The 21399-nt window shown below is 68.0% G+C and carries 19 protein-coding genes and 1 pseudogene; 14 read left to right on the forward strand and 6 right to left on the reverse strand.

The features are described 5' to 3' along the window. The first annotated feature begins 139 nt into the window (after positions 1–139). The 5 genes from ABID97_RS26690 (at position 140) to ku (ABID97_RS26710) (ending at position 5596) form a co-directional block, all read left to right on the forward strand. Positions 140–1153, forward strand: coding sequence for a tripartite tricarboxylate transporter substrate binding protein (locus ABID97_RS26690; protein WP_354402260.1), 1014 nt, complete (start codon positions 140–142; stop codon positions 1151–1153). A gap of 46 nt (positions 1154–1199) precedes the next feature. Next, positions 1200–2690 (forward strand): M81 family metallopeptidase, encoded by a 1491-nt coding sequence (locus ABID97_RS26695; RefSeq protein ID WP_354402262.1) that lies wholly within the window; start codon positions 1200–1202, stop codon positions 2688–2690. A 95-nt stretch (positions 2691–2785) separates the two neighbouring features. Continuing rightward, positions 2786–3727: a non-homologous end joining protein Ku gene (gene ku, locus ABID97_RS26700; protein WP_354402263.1), complete on the forward strand. Its 942-nt coding sequence runs from the start codon at positions 2786–2788 to the stop codon at positions 3725–3727. After that, positions 3724–4566 carry a tetratricopeptide repeat protein gene (locus tag ABID97_RS26705; protein WP_354402265.1) on the forward strand — a complete coding sequence of 281 codons (843 nt, stop codon included), beginning with the start codon at positions 3724–3726 and terminating at the stop codon, positions 4564–4566. Before ku (ABID97_RS26700) ends, ABID97_RS26705 begins: the two co-directional genes overlap by 4 nt. 91 nt (positions 4567–4657) lie before the next feature. Then, positions 4658–5596, forward strand: coding sequence for a non-homologous end joining protein Ku (gene ku / locus ABID97_RS26710; RefSeq protein ID WP_354402267.1), 939 nt, complete (start codon positions 4658–4660; stop codon positions 5594–5596). A 64-nt stretch (positions 5597–5660) separates the two neighbouring features. On the opposite strand, the gene ABID97_RS26715 is transcribed toward ku (ABID97_RS26710), so the two are convergent. Beyond that, positions 5661–6293: a DUF4337 domain-containing protein gene (locus ABID97_RS26715; RefSeq protein ID WP_354402269.1), complete on the reverse strand. Its 633-nt coding sequence runs from the start codon at positions 6291–6293 to the stop codon at positions 5661–5663. A gap of 55 nt (positions 6294–6348) precedes the next feature. Beyond that, complete coding sequence (locus ABID97_RS26720; RefSeq protein WP_354402271.1) at positions 6349–7293, reverse strand: LysR family transcriptional regulator; 945 nt, start codon at positions 7291–7293, stop codon at positions 6349–6351. Positions 7294–7422: 129 nt separating this feature from the next. Between ABID97_RS26720 and ABID97_RS26725 the strand changes: the two genes are divergently transcribed. Next, the gene (locus tag ABID97_RS26725; protein WP_354402273.1) at positions 7423–8880 is read left to right on the forward strand and encodes an amidase; all 1458 of its coding nucleotides are present in this window, start codon (positions 7423–7425) and stop codon (positions 8878–8880) included. Positions 8881–8904: 24 nt separating this feature from the next. Here ABID97_RS26725 and ABID97_RS26730 read toward each other — a convergent pair whose 3' ends face one another. From ABID97_RS26730 to acuR, 4 genes are read right to left on the reverse strand one after another with little or no spacing between them, the layout of a single operon-like run. Continuing rightward, positions 8905–9549, reverse strand: a complete 645-nt coding sequence (locus ABID97_RS26730; protein WP_354402274.1) for a TetR/AcrR family transcriptional regulator — start codon at positions 9547–9549, stop codon at positions 8905–8907. 11 nt (positions 9550–9560) lie between these two features. Further along, on the reverse strand, positions 9561–10442 hold the full coding sequence (locus ABID97_RS26735) for an enoyl-CoA hydratase (protein ID WP_354402276.1): 882 nt from the start codon (positions 10440–10442) through the stop codon (positions 9561–9563). Between the two features lie 37 nt (positions 10443–10479). Continuing rightward, positions 10480–11733 carry a CaiB/BaiF CoA transferase family protein gene (locus ABID97_RS26740; RefSeq protein WP_354402278.1) on the reverse strand — a complete coding sequence of 418 codons (1254 nt, stop codon included), beginning with the start codon at positions 11731–11733 and terminating at the stop codon, positions 10480–10482. Between the two features lie 49 nt (positions 11734–11782). Next, positions 11783–12418: an acrylate utilization transcriptional regulator AcuR gene (acuR, locus tag ABID97_RS26745; protein WP_354402280.1), complete on the reverse strand. Its 636-nt coding sequence runs from the start codon at positions 12416–12418 to the stop codon at positions 11783–11785. Between the two features lie 371 nt (positions 12419–12789). Here acuR and urtA point away from each other — a divergent pair, with 371 nt between their 5' ends. From urtA to ABID97_RS26785, 8 genes and pseudogenes are all read left to right on the forward strand, one after another. Continuing rightward, positions 12790–13983 carry an urea ABC transporter substrate-binding protein gene (urtA, locus tag ABID97_RS26750; protein WP_354402281.1) on the forward strand — a complete coding sequence of 398 codons (1194 nt, stop codon included), beginning with the start codon at positions 12790–12792 and terminating at the stop codon, positions 13981–13983. Positions 13984–14023: 40 nt separating this feature from the next. Next, positions 14024–14926 (forward strand): urea ABC transporter permease subunit UrtB, encoded by a 903-nt coding sequence (gene urtB / locus ABID97_RS26755; protein ID WP_354402283.1) that lies wholly within the window; start codon positions 14024–14026, stop codon positions 14924–14926. Between the two features lie 4 nt (positions 14927–14930). After that, complete coding sequence (gene urtC / locus ABID97_RS26760; RefSeq protein ID WP_354402285.1) at positions 14931–15977, forward strand: urea ABC transporter permease subunit UrtC; 1047 nt, start codon at positions 14931–14933, stop codon at positions 15975–15977. After that, a pseudogene (gene urtD / locus ABID97_RS26765) lies at positions 15974–16778 on the forward strand (urea ABC transporter ATP-binding protein UrtD). Before urtC ends, urtD begins: the two are co-directional and overlap by 4 nt. A 10-nt stretch (positions 16779–16788) precedes the next feature. Beyond that, positions 16789–17478: an urea ABC transporter ATP-binding subunit UrtE gene (urtE, locus tag ABID97_RS26770; protein ID WP_354402286.1), complete on the forward strand. Its 690-nt coding sequence runs from the start codon at positions 16789–16791 to the stop codon at positions 17476–17478. A 53-nt stretch (positions 17479–17531) separates the two neighbouring features. Next, complete coding sequence (locus tag ABID97_RS26775) at positions 17532–18569, forward strand: aliphatic amidase (RefSeq protein ID WP_354402288.1); 1038 nt, start codon at positions 17532–17534, stop codon at positions 18567–18569. Between the two features lie 58 nt (positions 18570–18627). Further along, positions 18628–19452, forward strand: coding sequence for a CbbQ/NirQ/NorQ/GpvN family protein (locus ABID97_RS26780; RefSeq protein ID WP_354402289.1), 825 nt, complete (start codon positions 18628–18630; stop codon positions 19450–19452). A gap of 6 nt (positions 19453–19458) precedes the next feature. Next, a complete protein-coding gene (locus ABID97_RS26785; RefSeq protein WP_354402290.1) occupies positions 19459–21399 on the forward strand; it encodes a nitric oxide reductase activation protein NorD in 1941 nt (646 codons plus the stop codon).

Genomic DNA, 21399 nt, shown 5'->3' on the forward strand with positions numbered 1-21399 from the left:
TTCCGCTCCGCCAGGGGTGTTGCCCATAGGGCAACGAAGTGGTCAAAAAATTGCTGTTGCTCGAACTCATGCTACATCAAACAATCCGCCTCACCCCACCCGCGCTGCCCTGTGAAGCGCTGTTTGAAAAGAGGATGACATGCGAGCCACCACACCGAAATCCTTCGCCCGGCTGATCACCATCACGGCCGCTCTCTTCGGCGCCGTCGCGGGCAGTGCACCGGCTCTTGCGGCCGATGTCTTTCCGTCCCGGCCGGTCACCATGCTGGTGGCGTTTCCGCCCGGCGGGCCCGCGGACGTGCTGGCGCGCGCCATGCAGCCGACCATGGCACGGGTGCTGGGCCAGCCCTTCATCATCGAGAACCTTCCGGGCGCGGGCGGCGCGCTGGCGGTGCAGCGCATGCTGTCGCGTCCGGCGGACGGCTATACGCTGATCATGGGGTCGCCGAACGAGGCGATCCTGGCGCCGCTGTCCAACGCATCGGCAAAGTACAAGCCCGAGGATCTCGCGCTGCTGGCGCCCATCTCGACCCATCCGCTGGTGGTGATGGCGCGCAACGGCCTGCCGTATTCGTCGCTGGAGCAGGTGATTGCCGCCGGCCGCAAAGCCGGCAGCCCCGGCCTGACCTTCGGCAGCCCGGGCCATGGATCGATGTACCACATCGTCTCCGAATACATCGCGCAGACCACCGGCGCCAAGCTGCTGCACGTGCCCTACAAGGGCGCCACGCCGATGATGCAGGACCTCGCGGGCCAGCAGATCGACATCACGATCCTGCCGAACCTCGGCGCCTCCACGCAGCTGCTCGAAACCCACAAGATCAAGGCGCTCGACGTGCTGGACACGCAGCGCATGCGCACGCTGCCCGATGTGCCCGCGATCGCCGAGAGCACGCTGGCGCAGAAGCAGGCGCTGGTCTACGCCATCTGGCTCGCCGTCATGGCCCGGGACGGCATGCCGGCCGACCGCGCCCGGGTGCTGATGGAAGCCTCGCAGCAGGCGATCCACTCCCCCGAGATGGCGCGGGCCCTCGCGCTCTCCGGCGTAGAGGCCATGAAGCCGCAGTCGCTCGAAGCCTCGGCAAAGTTCTATGCTGGCGAGAGCGAAAAGTTCAGGAAGATGGCGCGCTCCATCCAGCTCACGCCGCAGTGACCCTTCGCCGCCAACCTTCGATCGCTGTCCGATCAGAAAGCACACCGTGAACATCCTTGTCGCCGGTTTCCAGCATGAGACCAACACCTTCGCGCCCACCGTGGCGTCCTACGAGAGCTTCGTGCGCGGGGAGGACTTTCCGGGACTGGTCCGCGGCGAGGCGGTCTTCGGACTGCTCAACGTCAACCTGCCCGCGAGCGGCTTCATCAATTTCGTCCGGGCCGAGGGGCACGGCGTCACGCCCGTGATCTGGGCCGGTGCCGGCGCTTCGGCCCACGTGACGACCGAAGCGTACGAGCGCATCGCGGGCGAGATCGTCGAGGCCGCCAGGACCGCGTCGTTCGATGCCATCTACCTGGACCTGCACGGCGCCATGGTCGCGCAACACCTGGACGACGGCGAGGGCGAGCTGCTCGCACGCATCCGCGCCGTGGTGGGAAGCGGAATGAAGATCGTGGTGTCGCTCGATTCGCACGCCAATGTGACGCAGCAGATCCTTTCGCTCGCCGACGGCGTGGTCGCCTACCGCACCTATCCGCACATCGACATGGCCGATGCAGGCCGCCGCGCGGGCGAGCTCCTGTTGGCGCTGATGCGCGCCGGCAGGGCTGCGCACCTCGTCGCGCGGCGCGTGCCCTTCCTTATTCCGGTCAACAGCATGTCGACCATGATGCAGCCCGCGCGCGGCGTGTACGACCTGCTGGAGGAACTGGAACCGGGCGTGCTCTCGCTGTCCTTTGCGCCGGGCTTTCCGGCGGCCGACTTCGCCGAATGCGGGCCTGTGGTCTGGGGCTATGGCTTCGACGAGGCCGCCACCGCACAGGCCGTCGAGGCGCTGTTCTCGCGCGTATGCGCGCCCGAAGCGCAGTGGGCCGTGCGCTTCGACGAGCCCGACGCGGCGGTGCTGCACGCGATGCGCATTGCCCAGGCGGCCAGCAAGCCGGTGATCATCGCGGACACGCAGGACAACCCCGGTGTCGGCGGAGACTCCAACACCACCGGCATGCTCCGCGCGCTGCTCCGGCACGGTGCGCAGGGCGCGGCCATCGGCCTGATCTGCGATCCCGCCGCCGCGGCCGCGGCGCATCGGGCGGGCGTCGGAGCCCGGATCGACATCGCGCTGGGCGGCTGTCCGCAGGTCGCCGGCGACGAGCCGCTCTGCGCCAGCTTCGAGGTCGAGGCGTTGTCCGATGGCAAGTTCGTCTACGGCGGCCCGATGATGAACGGCAAGGCTTCGGATCTGGGGTTGATGGCGCAGCTGCGCATCGGCGGGGTGCGCGTTGCGGTGAGCTCGGCCAAGGCGCAATTGCTCGACCGCAACATGTACCGCACGGTCGGCATCGAGCCGGCGGACATGAAGATCCTCGTGAACAAGAGCTCGGTGCATTTTCGCGCCGACTTCGCGCCCATTGCCGAAGAGATCCTCGTGGCCCGTGCGCCGGGACCCTTCATCGCCGACCCGGCCGAGCTGCCGTGGAAGAAGCTGGCGCCCGGTATGCGCCTCGCGCCGGAAGGCCCGGCCTTCGAGGGGCGATGAGCGGTATTGGTTACAAGCGGTGAACCGGCGAAACCCGCCTCTTTTCGCGGGCGCCGAAAAGTGGCATGTTGTGTGCTCGTTCCGAGGAGCACCCGATGGCCACTGCCCGTTCTATCGCTTCGCTGTCGCTGGGCTTCGGCCTGGTTTCGATTCCGGTCCGGCTCTACTCGGCCACCGAAGGGTCGGCGACGGTGCATTTCAACCTGCTGTCCAAGGAAGGCGAGCGGGTGAAGCAGCAGTACGTTTCCGCCACCGACCCCCAGAAGGTGGTTCCGCGCGCCGAGATGGTCAAGGGCTACGAGTTCGAGAAAGACCGCTTCGTGATCTTCAAGCCAGAGGAGCTCAAGGCGCTGGAGGAGGGCGCAAGCCACCTGATCGACATCGTCGCCTTCATCCCGGCGGATGCGGTGGACCCGATCTACTACGACAAGCCCTACTACCTGGCGCCCGACAAGCGCGGCGGCAAGCCCTACAACCTGCTCAAGAAGGCGATGCTCGAGAGCGGCCGCTGCGCGCTCGCCAAGTGGGCGTGGAAGTCGAAGCAGTACGTGGTGCAGGTGCGCGCGAAGGAGGAGGGGCTGATCCTGCAGCAGTTGCTGTATGCGGACGAGGTGCGCTCGCTGGAGGACCTGGACATCGAGCAGCTGGAGCCGAGCGCCTCGGAGCTCAAGCTCGCGCTGCAGCTCATCGACCAGATCTCGCAGGAAAGCTACGAACCCGCGATGTTCGAGGACGAGGAAAAGAAGCGCATCCTTGCCGCCATCGACGCGAAGATCGCGGGCGAAGAGATCGTGGCTGCGGAGCACCCGGAGGACGCAGCGGGCGGGCAGGTGATCGACCTCGCGGAAATGCTCAAGGCCAGCCTGGCGCGCAACTCGACCTCGGGCCCGCAGGTGCGCACGGCGGCGCCGAAGCGCAGCGCCAGCCCGCCGGCCGTGGCGCCCTTGCGCAGTGTCTCCAGCAAGGCCAAGCGCGCGCCCAAGGTGCCTGAAAAGGCCGAGGCTCCGGCTCCTTCGCGCGCGCGCATGAAGAAGTGAAAGCCCCGGCCGAAACCTCGTCGCCCTACACCCTGCGCGGCGTGGTCCAGCTGCTGGGGCTCTCGCGGCATGCCGTGAGCAAGCTCATCGAGCTCGGCTTCGTGGCGCCGGTGAAGACGCCGGCGGGAAGCTGGCAGTTCTCGTTCCAGGACGTGGTCCTCCTGCGCTCCGCCCATGAGCTGCGCGCGGCGCGCATCCCGACGCGGCAGATTCTCCGGTCCTTGCGGCAGCTGCGGTCCACCTTGCCCGCGGAGATGCCGCTGGCCGGCATCCGCATCAAGGCCGAGGGCGACCGGGTGACCGTGCGCTCGCCCCATGCGCACTGGGAGCCCGACACCGGCCAGCTGCTGCTGGACCTGAGCGTGGCGCCGGGCAAGGGCTCGGTGAGCCTGCTGTTCTCCCAGCAGGGCCAGGCCTCCGCGCCCGCCGACCTCGATGCCCTCTTCGAGCAAGCCGAGGCGCTGGAGGCGACGTCGCCCCAGGCGGCGGAAGCCGCTTACCGGCAGATCCTGGACGAGGAGCCGACCTACGCCCATGCCTACCTCAACCTGGGCTTCATGCTCTGCGAGGCGGGCCGCTGCGACGAGGCCGCCGACCTGTACGACCAGGGCGTGCGGCACTGCGGCGACGACCCCCTGATGCACTACAACCATGCCGTGGCGCTGGAGGGGGCCGGGCGCATCCGGGACGCGCTGGCCAGCTACGAGAAGGCGCTGCAGCTGCAGCCCGACCTCGCGGACGCCCACAAGAACGCCGCGCTGCTGTACGCGGAACTCGGCCAGAAGCAGCTCGCGATCCGGCACTTCAGCGCCTTCCGGCGTCTTCAGGGCAAGACGTAGGCGCCACGTGGCGTCCTCCTACGAGCGATGCGGCCGCACCGCGCTAGGGTCGGCGCATCCGGCCCATGGCGTGGCCGCAAGGAGTTGAATCTTGGCCACTGGAAGCAGAACCCTCTGGAAAGGCGCAATCACGTTCGGGCTGGTGCACATCCCGGTCGGCCTGCACACCGCGAGCACCGAGCAGGGCGTCGATTTCGACTGGCTCGACAAGCGCAGCATGGACCCGGTGGGCTACAAGCGCATCAACAAGCGCACCGGCAAGGAGATCGACAAGGACGACATCGTGAAGGGCGTCGAATACGAGGACGGCAAGTACGTCGTCATCTCGCCCGACGAGATCGAGGCGATCTACCCGCGCACCACGCAGACCATCGAGATCCAGCGCTTCATCGATGCCAACGAGATCCCGTTCCTCTACCTGGAGCGGCCGTATTACGTCGCACCCATCAACAAGGGGCAGAAGGTCTATGCGCTGCTGCGCGAAGTGCTGTCCAAGACCGGCAAGGTGGGCCTGGCCAAGGTCGTGATCGCAACCAAGCAGCACCTGGCCGCGCTGGTCCCGTCGGGCGAGGTGCTGGTGCTCAACCTGCTTCGCTGGGGCGACGAGGTGAAGCCGCTCACGGGGCTCGATCTGCCCGCGGCCGGCGTCAAGGGGGCCAAGGTGACGGCCGCCGAAATGAAGATGGCCGAGCAGCTCGTGAAGGACATGAGCGGCAAGTGGAACCCCGACGAGTTCAAGGACGAGTTCAGGCACGCGGTCATGAAGGTGGTCGAGAAGAAGGTCAAGGCGGGCGACACCGAAACAGTGATCCAGCCGGAGGAGGAAGCGCCGGCCGAGGGCGCCGAGATCATCGACCTGACGGAGCTCCTGACGCGCAGCCTCAAGGGCGGCAAGGCGGCCAAGCCGGCCGGCGCGCCGGCGAAGAAGACGGCGGGTCCGGGGAAGACGGCCACTGCAAAAAAGAGCGGTGCCACCGCGAAGAAGGCCACGCGCAAGAAGGCGCCGGGCGGCGCCCGCAAGGCGGCTTGAGGCTGCGTGCGGCTGCGCGCGGCCGTTCAGCGCCGCCGCTGGTTTGCGCCCGCAGCCGCTATCGTCAGATGTGAAAGGCGGCCAACCCCCCCACCACCAGCCCCGCGGCGGCCACGCCGAACATCGCGCGCTCGAGCCATTTCTTCTTCGTCAGCAACGCGATGGCAGCCAGCGCGATCGACACCTGCAAAACGGTGGTCGCCTGGGCCCAGCGATGGTGCTGGTGCATCTGCTCTTCCGACTGGGCGTCCCATTGGCTCGCCTCGGCTTCCAGCTTCTTCGCGGCGGCCTGGATGTCGGTCTTTTCCTGTTCGTAGCGCGCAACCTTGGCCTGCCAGTCCCGCTTGCGGACGTCGTCGCTCGCGGTGTCGAGCGCGAATTCGGCGAGCGCCTGCTTGGTGCTTTTCGACTGGAAGTAGTTCCACTGGTTCGACGCTTCGGTCTTCTTGATCGCCGCGTTGTTCTTGTAGAGACCTGCGTTGGCCTGTGTGGCCCCGCCCATGTACGAGAAGATCGCGCCGACGGTGGCGATCACGGCGGTGCACACCGCGATCTTGCCCGTCATGCTCATGCCCTCGGAAGGGGAGGCTGCCCCGCCGCCCGCGTGACCGTGGCTCTCGCCATGGCCGCCGCCGGATGCCGCGTGTTCAAGTTCGTGGTCGTGCGGGCCGTGCACGTGAAAGCCGTGTCCTGACATGGGGATCCTTGGGGAATGAGGGTTCTTGAACTGCGCGCGAGTATGACGGGTCTGTTCAGCGCCGCCAGTTGCCGGCCTGCGCCGGGACAGGGCCGGTATCGGCTTCGAACCGCAGCTGCTCCTTCAGGTAGCCGATGAAGGCCTGGACCTTCGGCGAGGGCATCCGCTCGCGCGGCGAGAGCGCGTTCAGCTCCTGCGGCGGCCCGATCCACTGCGGCAGCACACGCACCAGCCGGCGCGCCTTCAGGTCGGCCGCCATGCTCAGTTCCATCGCCAGCGAAATCCCTTCGCCGCCGCGCAGCGCAGCATGCAGCAGGGCCGGGTCGCTCGCCACCAGCACCGGGTCGATCAGGTAGCCGCGGGGTTTTCCGCCATCCTTGCGCAGCGGCCACACATAGCCGACATCGCGTCGCGCCTGGTGCAGCGCAAGGGTGTGATGGTTGCGCAGGTCTTCGGGCACCGCGGGCACGCCGGCGCGCTTCAGGTAGGCCGGGCTTGCGAAGGCGCCCGAAGGAAAGCTCGCGAGCCGCCGCGCCACCAGGCTGGAATCGGGCAGCTCGCCGAGGCGCAGCGCAAGGTCGATCTCGTCCTGCACCAGGTCCAGCGTGGCGTGCGAAGCCAGGATCTCGAGGCGCACCTCGGGATAGCGCGCCCTGAAGCCCGGCAGCAGCGGCGCGAACCAGTCCACGCCGAAAGAGTAGGGCATGGTCACGCGCAGCCAGCCGCGCGGGCCGTCCCGCAGCTTGTGGACCGCGCCCTCGGCGGCTTCCAGCGTGGCACCGATGCCGCGGCACTGTTCGAAGTAGATCGCGCCCGCCTCGGTGAGGCTGAGCTTGCGCGTGGTGCGCCGGAGCAGCTGCGCGCCGACGTATTTCTCGAGTTCGAGCACGCGCCGGCTCACGGTGGTCTTGGGCATCTGCAGCGCATGCGCCGCGGCGGTGAAGCTGCCCTCCTGCACCACGCGCACGAACACGAGCGTGTCGTTGACATCCCTGGCCATGCGATTGACTCCTTCGGCATTCCGCGAACCGCATTGTCCCATGCATGGTTCAGCTCTTGCCGCGTGGGTGGGCTAATCAAGCGTCCTCCGAATGCCTATCTTCGGTGCACCCCCCTCCTGGAGAACACCATGAACCTGAGCGAATACGCAACCCACGATGCCATCGGCCTCGGCCAGCTCGTTGCCCGACGCGAGGTCCGCCCCGCCGAGCTGGCAGCGCTGGCGCGCGCCGCGGCGAATGCCGTGAATCCGCGCATCAACGCCATCGTCGAGCATTGGGCACCCGAAGCGGCGGACCTGTCGGCGCGGGAAGCCGTGGGCCCGCTGGCGGGCGTGCCGTTCCTGATCAAGGACCTGGCGATCCAGATGGCCGGCAGGCGCAATGAACTCGGCAGCCGGCTCGCGAAGGGGCTGGTCGCATCGGCCGACTCGAACCTCATGGGCCACTTCAGGAAGGCCGGCCTCGTGACCATCGGCCGCACGACCACGCCCGAGATGGCCTTCAGCACCGAGACCGAATCGGCGTTGCAAGGGCCCACCGGCAACCCGTGGGACACCGCCCTGAGCGCCGGCGGCTCGAGCGGCGGTGCGGGCGCAGCGGTAGCGGCCGGCGTGGTGCCGATGGCGCACGCCACCGATGCCGCCGGCTCGATCCGCGTGCCCGCGGCCTTCAACGGCCTGTTCGGCCTGAAGCCGACGCGCGGCCGCACCTCCAACGGACCGGCACTGGACGAAGTGTTTGCCGGCCTCGGCGTGCAGTTGGGCCTGAGCCGCACGGTGCGCGACACGGCCGCGCTCATGGACGCGGTGCAGGGCTGCTCGCCCGGCGACCCGTACCACACCGCCGCGCCGGCGAACGGCTTCCTGGCCGAGGTGGGCAAGGACCCCGGCAAGCTGCGCATCGGGCTGATGGTGGATGCCTGGAACGGCGAGGCCACGGCAGCCCCAGTGGCGGCCGCCACGCGCGAGGCGGCGCTCCACTTGCAATCGCTCGGCCATCACGTGGAGGAAGCCGCGCCGGGACTCGGCGCTTCGTGGGAGGCCTTCGTCCATGCCAATGCGCAGATCTGGTGTGCCACGCTGGTGCGCTGGATCGACGGCCTGTCCGCCGCCACCGGCCGGCCGATCGATCTTTCGACGCTGGAGCCTTCCACCCTGGCGAACTACCGCTACGGCCGCAGCGCGAGCGCGGTCGACTTTGCCGGCGCGCTGGAGGTGCGCAACACCGTCGCCCGCGCGGTGGCGGACTGGTTCTCGCGCATGGACGTGCTGCTCACGCCCACGCTCCCGCACTTGCCCGGTTCGCTCGGCACCTACAGCGAAGGCGCCGAGCGCATGAGCGGCCTGGAGTGGACGGCGCGGGTGTTCCGGCACACGCCCTTCACGCCGCCGGCCAACGTGGCGGGCACGCCGGCGATGTCGGTGCCGATGGTGGTGGCGCCAGGCAGCGGGCTCCCCATCGGCATCCAGTTCACGGCCGGATTTGCCAAGGACGACCTGTTGCTGCGCCTGGCGGGCCAACTGGAGCAATCGAGGCCTTGGCGCGCGCGGCGTCCTGCGGTGTGGGCAGGCAACGCGCGCGACTAGGCGCGGTTGAACACGCTCTGCTCCTCAGATGTGAATCAGTTGGTCGAAATCCTCGACGGCGCAGACCAGCGGCGCCGCCGAGCGTGAAAGTCGCGCGCGCAGCACGGCGCCTTCCCAGGCGGCCCAGAAGCTGCGCGCCAGGCGTTCGGGATCGAGCTCCGGGCGCAGTTCGCCGCGTGACTGGGCCGCGCGGATCGATGCGGCCAGCTCGGCTTCCCATGCCGCGACCGCCGCGTCGAGCCGTTCGCGGAATCCGTCGTGCAGGCCCGCCATCTCCTGGCCCAGTGTGCCGACCAGGCAGCCCCGGCGCCAGTGGTAGCGGCGCATGCCGGCCGCGGACTCCGACAGAAATGCCGCGAGCCCGTGCGTGAAGCCCGGCACCGTGCCGCCCGGCCGTTCGCCGAAGCAGCGCGCCAGCCGCCGCAGGAAGAAGGCCTGGTACGTCTCGAGCAGCGCGAAGCCGAAGGCGTCCTTGCTCGCGAAGTAGTGATAGAACGACCCCTTGGGCACGCCGACCGCCGCCAGCACCTTGTCGACGCTGGTGGCGGCCCAGCCGTTTTCCATCACCGCATCGAGGCCCGCGCGCAGCAGTTGCGCCCGCGTGTCCGAACGCGCGTTGTGCCGCTCCACGTGCGTGCGCGGCTTGCCGGTGCTTTGCGTGGCTGGCATGGACGGCCCGCTCAGCGGTGGCGAAAGACCGGGGCGCGCTTGCCCAGGAACGCATGCATGCCTTCCTTCTGCCCGTCGGTGGCAAAGGCGGCCTGGAACAGGCGCCGCTCGTGGAGCAGCCCTTCGGCCAACGACACCTCGTGCGCGCGGCCCACCGCCTCCTTGGCCATGCGCACGGCCGGTGCGTTGTAGCCGGCGATGGTGTGCGCGGCCTCCAGGGCCGTCTGCAGCAGCTCGGCGGCCGGGACCACGCGTGCCACCAGCCCCGCGGCCTTCGCCTCGGCGGCATCGATGCTGCGGCCGGTCAGGATCAGGTCCATGGCCAGGGACTTGCCGACGGACCGCGTCAGCCGTTGCGTGCCGCCGATGCCGGGCAGGATGCCCAGCTTGATCTCCGGCTGGCCGAAGTGCGCATCGTCGGCCGCGATGATGAAGTCGCACATCATCGCCAGCTCGCAGCCGCCGCCCAGCGCGTAGCCGCTCACGGCGGCGATGATCGGCTTGGCAATGGCCGGCATGCCCTGCCATGCCGCGAAGACGTCTTCCGCCTGCAGGCCGGCAAAGGTCTTGTCCGCCATCTCGGCGATGTCCGCGCCGGCCGCGAAGGCGCGGGGGCTGCCGGCGATCACCACCGCGCCGACGTTGGCGTCGGCATCGAAGGCGCGCAGCGCCGTCATCACCTCGCGCGACATCGTGGTGTTCAACGCGTTCAGGCTCTTCGGGCGGTTCAGCGTGATCAGTCCGACGCGTTCGCGCCGTTCGACCAGGATGGTTTCGTAAAGCCCCGGAAGCGGCGCCTGCGGCGCCCGGCCTTCCGCGGTGGTGGGCGGGTCGGATCTGGGGGCCTGTTGCGCGGCGGCGGAAACCGGCGGGGCCTTGGTGGTGGCGGACATGTCTACTCCTTTTTTCGGGGGTTCGTGGGGGTGGGAATCAGCTGGCCTGGGGCGCATGCACGACGTGTGCCGGAGCCGCGGATGGGCGGTGCGCGGGCGCGTAGTCGCCCGTCGGGGACATCAGCTCGGCGAGGATGCGTTCGCGGTGTTCGTCCAGTCCAGGCGCCCGCAAGGGCGTGTTCACGTCGATGTCCGCGAACGCGCCCAGCTTGATCGGATTGCCGGCGGTCCGCACCGCGCGCCGCGCCTGGCCCTCGACCTTGACGATCATGTGCCGTGCGAGCAGCTGCGGATGGTCGAACAGCTTGTCGATGGTGTTGATGGGGGCGCAGGGCACGCCGGCCTCGTTGAGCCGGTCGATCCAGTGCGCGATGGCTTCGCCGCGGGTGATCGCCTCGATGGCCGCGACCATGGCGGGCCGGTTGCGGCAGCGCAGGTCGTTGCTGACAAAGCGCGCATCGAGCGCAAGCGCCGGACTGCCGAGCGCCTCGGCCATCAGCATGAACAGCTGGTCGTTGCCCGCCGCGATGACGAAGCGCCCGTCGCTGGCCGCGAAGGTCTCGAACGGCGCGAGCGAGGGATGGCTGTCGCCCGTGCGCGTGGGCACCTTGCCTTCCACGTCGTAGCGCGCCAGAGCGGTCTCCATGAGCGCCGCCTGGCAATCGAGCATGCCGATGTCGACGCGCGCGCCCTGCGCATCCTGGGTGCGCCTGTAGAGCGAGGACACGATGCCCACCGCCGCGAAGAGGGCCGCGCTGAGGTCGCCGAAGCTGGTGCCCACGCGGGCCGGCGGCGCATCGGGCCACCCCGTGAGGCTCATGACGCCGCCCATCGCCTGCACCACCATGTCGTAGCCCGGCAGGTCGCTGTACGGGCCCGTGTGGCCGAAACCCGAGATCGATGCGTACACGAGGTGCGGATGGGTGCGCGCGAGCCGCTCGGCGCCGTATCCCAGCCGGTCCATCACGCCGGGGCGGAAGTTCTCGACCACCACGTCGGCTTGCGACAGCATCCGTTCGAGCAGCTCGCGGTCGCGCGGGCTCTTGAGGTCGAGCGCGATGCTCTCCTTGCCGCGGTTGAAGCACATGAAGTAGGCGGACTCGCGGTCCACGAACGGCCCGAAGGCGCGCGTGTCGTCGCCCGTGCCGAGCTTTTCGATCTTGATGACCCGCGCGCCCAGGTCGGCCAGCACCATCGTGCAATACGGTCCGGCCAGGACACGCGAGAAATCGAGCACCGTGATGCCGCTGAGCGGGCCCTTGCGGCCACCGTCGGGGGGTGAGTGTTCCATCTTGGTTAATTAGACCGATCGTCTATAAAAGGTTAAAAAAAGGGGGCACTCAGGCCCCGATGCCCTGGCGGAAAAGCCGGGCGAACATCTGCAGCGGGGCGGCCTTGCGTTCGAGCTTGGCGCGCAGCACCGCGCCTTCCCAGCCGGTCCAGAGAAAGGCGGCCCATTCGGCGCAGTTGGTGTTCTTGCCGACCTCGCCGCTCTTTCGGGCCTGCTCGAGCACCACCGCGGTACGGCGCTGCCAATCGAGCAGCACATTGGTCAGTTGCGCACGGAACGACTCGGGCAGCGCGCCCATCTCCTGCCCGAGATTGCCGACCAGGCATCCGCGGCGAAAGCCGAAGCGCTTCATGCCGCGTTCGGCGTTAGCGAAGAATGCATCGATGCGGTCCAGCGGCGACAGCGTGGTGTCCAGGAAGAAGCGGTCGAGCTTGCGCACGAAGTACGCGTCGTAGCGCGCGATGAGCTCTGCGCCGAAGGCCTCCTTGCTGCCGAAGAAATGATAGAACGAGCCCTTCGGCACACCCACCGACCTGAGGATCTCGTCGATGCCGGTGGCCGAGAAGCCTTTTTCCGTCAGCGCGGCAACGCCCGCGTTCAGCAGCGCTTCGCGCGTGGCGCGATGGTCGCCTTCGTCCTTGGCCGGGCGGCCCCGCTTGCGCGGCAGGTCAGTGGTGGAGCTCATGGCTCGATTATTAGACCGACCGTCTCTATTAATCAAGCGACTCGTGTCCGCGCACTAGACCGACCGTCTCGGGTTTGTTAGCGCAAACCCCTATTCATCGATGGTTGCCGAGTGCTAAATTTCCGCCCAGACGAGAACTTCGTCGCTCATCATTTCGCACCGACTGCCAGTGTTGCCAGTCAGGTGCAAGGCAAAAGGGCCTGATCCGGTTTACCCCGGCTCAGGCCCTTTTGCTTTTTCGGTTTCTCGAACGCCCTTTTCAAAATGGACGCTGTTGCGCCCAGGGATGAACTCGGCCCGGAGAAAGCGAACGAGATGCAAGCGGTGGAACCGTCAGACCCGAACACCTCAATCCTTGAAGGAGAGATCTGATGAGCCAACTGAATCGCCGCGACCTGGTCAAGACCAGTGGAACCATGCTTCTTCTCGGCGCCACTTCCGGCACCGCGCTGTTCTCGCAGAATGCCAACGCGCAGGAGAGCGTGAAGCTCGGCTTGCTGCACTCGCTCTCGGGCACCATCGCCATCGCCGAGGCCTCGCTGGTCGACGCCGAGAAGATGGCCATCGACGAGATCAACGCCGCCGGCGGCGTAATGGGCCGCAAGATCGAAGTGGTCGTCGAGGACGGCGCGAGCGAGAACTCGGTGTTCTCCGAAAAGGCGCGCAAGCTGCTCGAGCGCGACAAGGTGGCCGCCATCATCGGCTGCTACACCTCGGCCTCGCGCAAGGCGGTGCTGCCGGCGCTCAGTCGGGCCAAGGGCCTGCTCTTCTACCCGACCTACTACGAGGGCCAGGAGCAGGACAAGCACGTGATCTACACCTCGCAGGAAGCCACGCAGTCGGTGGTGGCGGCAGTCGAGTGGATGGCGCGCGAGAAGGGCAAGAGCTTCTTCCTCGTGGGCTCCGACTACATCTATCCGCGCACCTGCAACAAGATTGCCAAGCCGACGATCGCGAAACTCGGCGGCAAGGTGCTCGGCGAGGAATATGCGCCGCTCGGCCACACCGAGTTCTCCTCGATCATCAACAAGATCAAGGCGGCCAAGCCGGACTGCATCTACAGCACGGTGGTCGGCGGATCGAACGTGGCGTTCTACAAGCAGCTGCGCGCGGCCGGGCTGGACGGCACGAAGCAGACGCTGCTGTCGACCGTGGTGTCCGAGAACGAGATCGAAGGCATCGGCAAGGACAACGCCGTCGGCTACTACGCCTGCATGGGCTACTTCCAGAGCATCAAGAACCCCGCCAACGAGAAGTTCGTCAAGGCCTTCAAGGCCAAGTACGGGCAGGACCGCGTGATCGGCGACCCGATGGAGGTCGCCTACAACTCCGTGTACCTGTGGAAGCTGGCCGTCGAGAAGGCGAAATCGTTCGACGCCGACAAGGTGCTGGCCGCGAGCGCGGGGGTGGAGATCGATGCGCCCGAAGGCAAGGTGCGGGTGCATGCGAGCAACCAGCATGTCTGGAAGAAGGTGCGCGTGGGCAAGGCGCTGGCCGACGGCCAGTTCGAGATCGTCTGGGAGTCTCCCAGCCCGGTCGAGCCGAATCCGTTCCCGACGCTGTGAGCGTGCGGCCCATTCCACCGTCGCGGCCCCTGGAGCTCCCATGAATCTCGACATTGCAGTGATGCAGGTCTTCAACGGCGTGAGCCTGTTCACGATCCTGCTGCTCATGGCCATCGGCCTGGCCATCGTCTTCGGCCTGATGGGCGTGATCAACATGGCGCACGGCGAGCTGATGGCGCTCGGCTCGTACGTGACCTACCTGACGGCCAGCGCATTCTCGAAGTTCGCGCCGCAGTGGATGGGCATCTACCTGTTCGTGGCCATCGTGCTCGCGTTCCTGGTCACCTGGGCCTTCGGGTACCTGCTGGAGCGCGGCTTCGTGCGGTTCTTCTACAACCGCCCGCTGGACACGCTGCTGGCCACCTGGGGCCTGAGCCTCATCCTGCAGCAGGGCTACCGGTCGGTGTTCGGTGCACAGGAGGTCAGCGTTCCGCTGCCGCAGTGGCTCAGCGGCGCCTGGGAGCCGATACTCGGCATCCAGCTGCCGCTCAGCCGCATCTTCATCATCGGCCTCACGGTGGCGGTGACGGTCGGCGTCTACCTGCTGCTGAACCGCACGCGCTGGGGGCTGAAGGTGCGGGCGGTGACGCAGAACCGCGCCATGAGCGAGGCCGTGGGCATCGACACCGGGCGGCTCGACGCGCTGACTTTCGCGCTGGGCGCGGGCCTGGCGGGCATTGCAGGCTGCGTGTTCACGATGATCGGCTCCACCAATCCCGGCACCGGCCAGCTCTACATCGTCGACTCGTTCATCGTCGTGGTGTTCGGCGGCGTGCAGAGCCTGATCGGTACCGCGCTGTCGGGCTTCGCCATTGCGCAGTCGCAGACCACGCTGGAGTACCTCATGAGCGGATCGATGGCACGCGTGACCATCCTGCTGCTGGTGATCGTGGTCCTCTACTTCCGGCCCAACGGGCTGTTCGGGGCCAAGGCCCGGAGCTGATGCCATGAAAGAAATTCTTCGGTCTGCGGACACGCGCGGGGCCCTCCTGGTGCTGGCGCTGCTGGTCGCCATGGTGGCTGTGCTCGATCCGTTCCGCCTCAACCTGATGGGCAAGTACATGTCGTTCGCGTTCGTCGCGCTGGGCATCGTGCTGCTCTGGGGCCATGGCGGCGTGCTGAGCCTCGGCCAGGGGCTCTTCTTCGGCGCGGGCGGCTACATGATGGCGATGTTCCTGAAGCTGGAGGCTTCCGCGCCCGAGCTGCCGGACTTCATGGTGTGGAGCAGCGTGGAGCACCTGCCGCTGTGGTGGATGCCGTTTCGCAGCCTGGCGCCCACGCTGCTGCTGATCGTGCTGCTGCCGCCGGTGCTGGCGTACCTCTTCGCCTTCGCCATCTTTCGCAAGCGCGTGGGCGGCGTCTATTTCGCGATCGTCACGCTCTCGCTCGCGCTCACCGGCACGGTGCTCATTGTCGGGCAGCAGGGCGACACGGGGGGCGCCAACGGCATCACCGACTTCCGCACGCTGCTGGGCATGGACATCGTCGGCGACGACGCCAAGCAGGCCATCTACCTGGTCGAGGCCGCGGCGCTCGCGATGGCGATGGGCCTGTGCCTGGCGCTCCTGCGCAGCCGCTTCGGCAAGGTGCTGATCGCCATCCGGGACAAGGAAGACCGCGTGCGCTTCAGCGGCTACGACACGGCGCACATGAAGGCGTTCGTGTTCGCGGTCGCGGCCCTGCTGTCGTCGATCGGCGGCGCGTTCTACAGCCTGCAGGTCGGGCTGATCTCGCCCACCGCCGTGGGGGTGGTGGCGTCGATCGAGATGGTGATCTATGCCGCGGTCGGCGGCCGGCTCTCGATTCCGGGCGCGGTGATCGGCGCGCTGCTGGTCGGGTTCCTGAAGTCGTACCTGTCCGAGACCTTTCCCGAGGTCTGGCTCTACTTTCTCGGGGCGCTGTTCATCGCTGTCGTGGCCTTCATGCCGCTCGGGCTCGCAGGCGTCCTGCAGCGGCTGGCGGCGGGCCGCGGCGCCAAGGGAGTGTCGCCATGAGCGCCGTGCTGCCCCTGTCCACATCCCCTGCGGAAAGCCCCTCTGTGACTCCTGTTTCCACCACCGCGCCGCAGGTCCTGCAGGTCGAAGCGCTCACCGTTTCCTTCGACGGCTTCAAGGCGGTCGATGGCCTGAGCCTTTCCATCCGGCGCGACGAGCTGCGCGTGATCATCGGCCCGAACGGCGCCGGCAAGACCACGCTGCTCGACATGATCTGCGGCAAGACGCGACCGACCTCCGGCAGTGTCCGCTTCAACGGCCGCGAACTGGTGGGTCTGGCCGAGCATGCCATCGTGCGCGCGGGCGTCGGCCGCAAGTTCCAGACGCCGTCGGTCTACGAAGACCTGACGGTGATGGAGAACTTCGAGATCTCCATCCCCGGCCAGCAGGACGTGCTGGGCTCGATCTTCTTTCGCCGCAACGCCGGGGTGCGCAACCGCATCGAGGCGGTGGCCGAGGAGGTGTTCCTCGCGTCGATGCTCCAGCAGAAGGCCGGCCGGCTCAGCCATGGGCAGAAGCAGTGGCTGGAGATCGGGATGCTGCTCATCCAGTCGCCCGAACTGCTGCTGCTGGACGAGCCCGTGGCCGGCATGAGCCCGCGGGAGCGCGAGCAGACCGGCGACCTGCTGCGGCGGATCTCGCGCGGCAAGTCGGTGATCGTCATCGAGCACGACATGGATTCTCGTCAAGCGCATCGCCAGCACCGTGACCGTGCTGCACCAGGGGCGCGTGCTGAGCGAAGGCAGCGCGGCGCAGGTGCAGGCGGACCCGCGCGTCATTGATGTCTACCTCGGCCACTGAAGGAGCACCCATGCTCGAAGTCAGCCATCTGAATGTCTTCTACGGCGAGTCGCAGGCCATCCGCGATGTTTCCTTTGGCGTGGGGCGCTGCGAATCGGTCGCCATCATGGGCCGCAACGGCATGGGCAAGACCACGCTGCTCAAGTCGCTGATCGGCATGCTGCCATCGCGCTCGGGGAGCATCCGCATCGATGCGCAGGAGCTGGCGGGCACGCCCAGCCACACGCGCGTGCGCAAGGGCCTGGCCTTCGTGCCGCAGGGCCGCATGATCTTCTCTCAGCTCACCGTCGAGGAGAACATCCTGGTCGGCATGCATGCCGCCGCCCGCGCCCCGGTGCCCGAGTACATCTACCGCTTCTTCCCGGTGCTGGCCGAGATGAAGTCGCGCCGCGGCGGCAACCTTTCGGGCGGACAGCAGCAGATGCTCGCGATTGCGCGCGCGCTGGTGACCGACCCCAGCGTGCTGATCCTGGACGAGCCAACCGAGGGCATCCAGCCTTCGATCATCAAGGACATCGCACGCACGCTCAACGTGCTGCGCGCCGAGCGGCAGATCGCCATCGTCGTGTCGGAGCAGGTGCTGAGCTTCGCGCTCGACCTGGCCGACCGCTTCCTGGTGATCGACGGCGGGCGCATCGTCCATGACGAGGCCCGCGCGCACCTGGACCAGGACAAGGTCAAGTCCTTCCTGACCATCTGACCACCCGCATCCCTTTCACCCGTTCCCTCACCCTTAACCCACTGGAGTTTTCTATGCGTCACGGAGATATTGGAAGCAGCAACGATTGCGTCGGCGTGGCCGTCGTCAACTACAAGATGCCTCGCCTTCACACGAAGGGCGAGGTGCTTGCCAACGCGCGCAAGATCGGCGAAATGGTCGTCGGCATGAAGCAGGGCCTGCCCGGCATGGACCTGGTGATCTTCCCGGAGTACTCCACGCACGGGATCATGTACGACCCGAAGGAAATGTACGAGACGGCGTCGACCATTCCGGGCGACGAGACGGAGATCTTCGCGGACGCCTGCCGCCGCGCCAACGTGTGGGGCGTGTTCTCGCTGACCGGCGAGCGCCACGAGGAGCATCCGAACAAGGCGCCCTACAACACGCTGATCCTCATGAACAACAAGGGCGAGATCGTCCAGAAGTACCGCAAGATCATGCCGTGGACGCCGATCGAGGGCTGGTACCCGGGCGATTGCACCTATGTGTCCGACGGCCCCAAGGGCATGAAGGTCAGCCTGATCATCTGCGACGACGGCAACTTTCCCGAGATCTGGCGCGACTGCGCGATGCGCGGCGCCGAACTCGTGGTGCGCTGCCAGGGCTACATGTACCCGGCCAAGGAGCAGCAGATCATGGTCGCGCGCACCATGGCGTGGATGAACAACGTCTACGTGGCCGTGGCCAACGCCACCGGCTTCGACGGCGTGTACTCGTACTTCGGCCATTCGGCGCTGGTGGGCTTCGACGGCCGCAGCCTGGGCGACTGCGGCACCGAGGAAATGGGCATCCAGTACGCCGAGATGTCGGTCAGCGCGATCCGGGACGCACGCAAGAACCAGCAGTCGAACAACTTCCTCTACAAGCTGGTGCACCGCGGCTACACGGGCAAGATCAATTCGGGCGAAGACGCGGCCGGCGTGGCGGCCTGCCCGTACGAGTTCTACGGCAAGTGGATACAGGACCCTGAAGGCACCCGCAAGATGGTCGAGGGCTTCACCCGATCGACGCCGGGCACGCCCGAATGCCCCATCGAAGGCATCCCGAACGAGGCGGCGAAGCACCGCTGACATCCATCCGCAACCGGAGCGGCGGGCACAGGTCCGCCGCTCCCCACCGAGGACTCCCGTGCCCGCTTCCACCTTCACCGCCGGTTCCATCGACAGCTACCGGCTGCCCGCCCAGCCCTTCTACAAGCCGTCGGGCGACGAGATCGCGCTCTACGAGCAGGCCTACGCGCACCGCATGCCGATGCTGCTCAAGGGACCGACCGGCTGCGGCAAGACGCGCTTCATCGAGTACATGGCCTGGAAGCTCGACCGGCCGCTGGTGACGCTCGCATGCAACGAGGACATGACGGCGTCCGACCTGGTCGGCCGCTATCTGCTCGACGCCACCGGCACCGCGTGGCATGACGGCCCGCTGACCTTGGCGGTGCGCCATGGCGGCATCTGCTATCTCGACGAAGTGGTCGAGGCGCGGCAGGACACCACCGTGGTGATCCACCCGCTGACCGATGCGCGGCGCATGCTCGCGCTCGACAAGAAGGGCGAGGTGGTGCAGGCGCATCCCGATTTCCAGCTCGTCGTCTCGTACAACCCCGGCTACCAGAGCCGCAGCAAGGACATGAAACCCTCCACGCGCCAGCGCTTCGCGGCGCTGGAGTTCGACTACCCCGAAGCCGCCATCGAGAGCGCCATCGTGGCCGAGGAGGCCGGTGTGTCCGTGGAGACGGCAGAGCGCCTGGTCGGCATCGCGCACCGCTCGCGGGCGCTGCGGCACCGCGGCCTGGACGAAGGCATCTCCACGCGGATGCTGATCTACGCCGCGCGCCTGATCGGCTCCGGCGTCGCGCCGCGCCAGAGCTGCGAGATGACGATGACACGCGCGCTCACCGACGACCCCGACATGGCCAGGGCGCTGCAGGGTTTCGTGGAAGCGCACTTCGACTGAGCGGTGATGGCCGCCACCACTCACACGGACACGCACGCGGACCCCGCGGCGCAGCGGGCGCGGATGTCCGCCTGGCTCGACGAACTGCAAGATGCCGACCCGGTGTGTGCGCGCGCGGTCGAAGACCGGCTCGACCTGCTGCTCGCGCGCGCGCCCGCCGAGTCGATCGGGCGCTGGATCCTGGCCGGCCTGCGCCTGCACGATGGCGACCGCCAGCGGCTGCGCGCCTACCTGGCCCTGGCCAACGAGGCCGCCGTCGAATCGCTCCACCGCGAGATCGCCGCAGGCGGCGTGGAACGCGCGGCGCCTTCGCTCGGGTTGCTGGTGCAGGGATTCACCGGCCGCGCGGTGGCAATCCAGCCGCGTGCGCAGGGCCAGCTCTACGGCGCGCCGCTGCGTCCCACGCTCACGCCGACCCATCTGCTGCTGCCGGACGACTACACGGCGCTGGACGGCGGCGACCGCTACCAGCTCTACCGGACCGCTGCCGCGCATGCCGCCGCCCACCTGCTGCACTCGGCGCCGGGCCTGCCGGCCGGCAAGCTCAAGCCGATGAGCCTGGCGGTCATCTCCGCCATCGAGGATGCGCGTGTCGAGCGCCTGATGCTGCGCAGCTATCCCGGCATGCGCCGGTGGTTCGTGGATGCGCTCGTGCATGCGCTGCAGCCCGGCGGCCTCGGCTTCGCGGCGTTGGTCTCGCGGCTGAACCTTGCGCTCATGGATCCGGCCTACCAGGACGACAACCACTGGGTGAACAAGGCCCGCAGCATGTTCGAGGCACAGGCGGCGACCGGCCTCGGCGATTACGCGGCGTTCAGGCGCCTGGGTTCGCTGCTCGCCAATGACCTGGGCCAGATGCGCGTGCCGTTCCGGGCCGAGCTGTATCGGGTGCCCGCGGCCTACCGCGACGACAACGCGTTTCTCTGGACCTATGACGACGCGCGCGCACAGGCGCAGCCGCTGGAACTCCATGTGCCGCGGCCATCGCCGAACGAGCCGCCGGCGCCGGACGCGCCCGGCATGCGCGAGGCGGAACTGGCCCGGACGACGCATGCCGAATGGGACCATCGCGTGGCCGTGCTGCGCGGCGACTGGTGCACGGTGATCGACAAGCTGCCGTCCTGGGCTGCCGCTGGGAGCGGACGGGAGCGGGCCGCATCCGGCACGGCCGCGCGCGAGACCCTGCGGCTCGTGCGGGCGCGGCGGCTCAGCCGCGTGCACAGGCTTCGCCGGCAATGGGAGGGCGACGACCTCGACCTCAACGCCGCCGTCGAGGTGATGGTGGCGCACAGGGCCCGCCTGCCGATCGATCCGCGCCTGTTCATCCGCAGCGCGAACGAAGAGCGCGCCTGCAGCCTGATGGTGCTGCTCGACCTCTCGGAGTCGACCACCGCGCCGCTCGACGGCACGGGCGCCTGCCTGCTCGACCTGGAGAAGGAGGCCGCGCTGCTGCTCGCGCGCGCCGTGGCGGCGGAGACCGGGAGCGGGCCGGCCGACCGGATCGCGATCCATGGCTTTTCGTCGAACACCCGTGCCCAGGTCGACAACTACCGCCTGCTCGAGTTCGGTGCGCCGCTGGACGCGCGCGCCGAGGCGACGATTTCCGCCGCGCCGGGGCGCCATTCGACGCGCATGGGGGCGGCCCTGCGCCACGCGGCGCGCACGCTGTCGCGCGAGCCTTCGCAGCACCGCGTGATCCTGCTGGTGACCGACGGCGCGCCGTCCGACGTCGACGTGCACGATCCGGTGCACCTGGTCGAGGACGCGCGCGCAGCCGTGCACGAGGCGCGCGCCGCAGGCTTCCAGGTGCATTGCCTGGCCGTGGATGCGGCGGCCGACGCGTACGTGCGCCGGATCTTCGGCTGGGGCCATTTCGACATCGTGGACGATCCCCATGCGCTCCCCGCCACGCTGTGCCGGTTGTATGCTCGCCTGAGCTGTGCATGA

This window comes from Variovorax sp. OAS795, from assembly GCF_040546685.1.
GTDB lineage: Bacteria > Pseudomonadota > Gammaproteobacteria > Burkholderiales > Burkholderiaceae_C > Variovorax.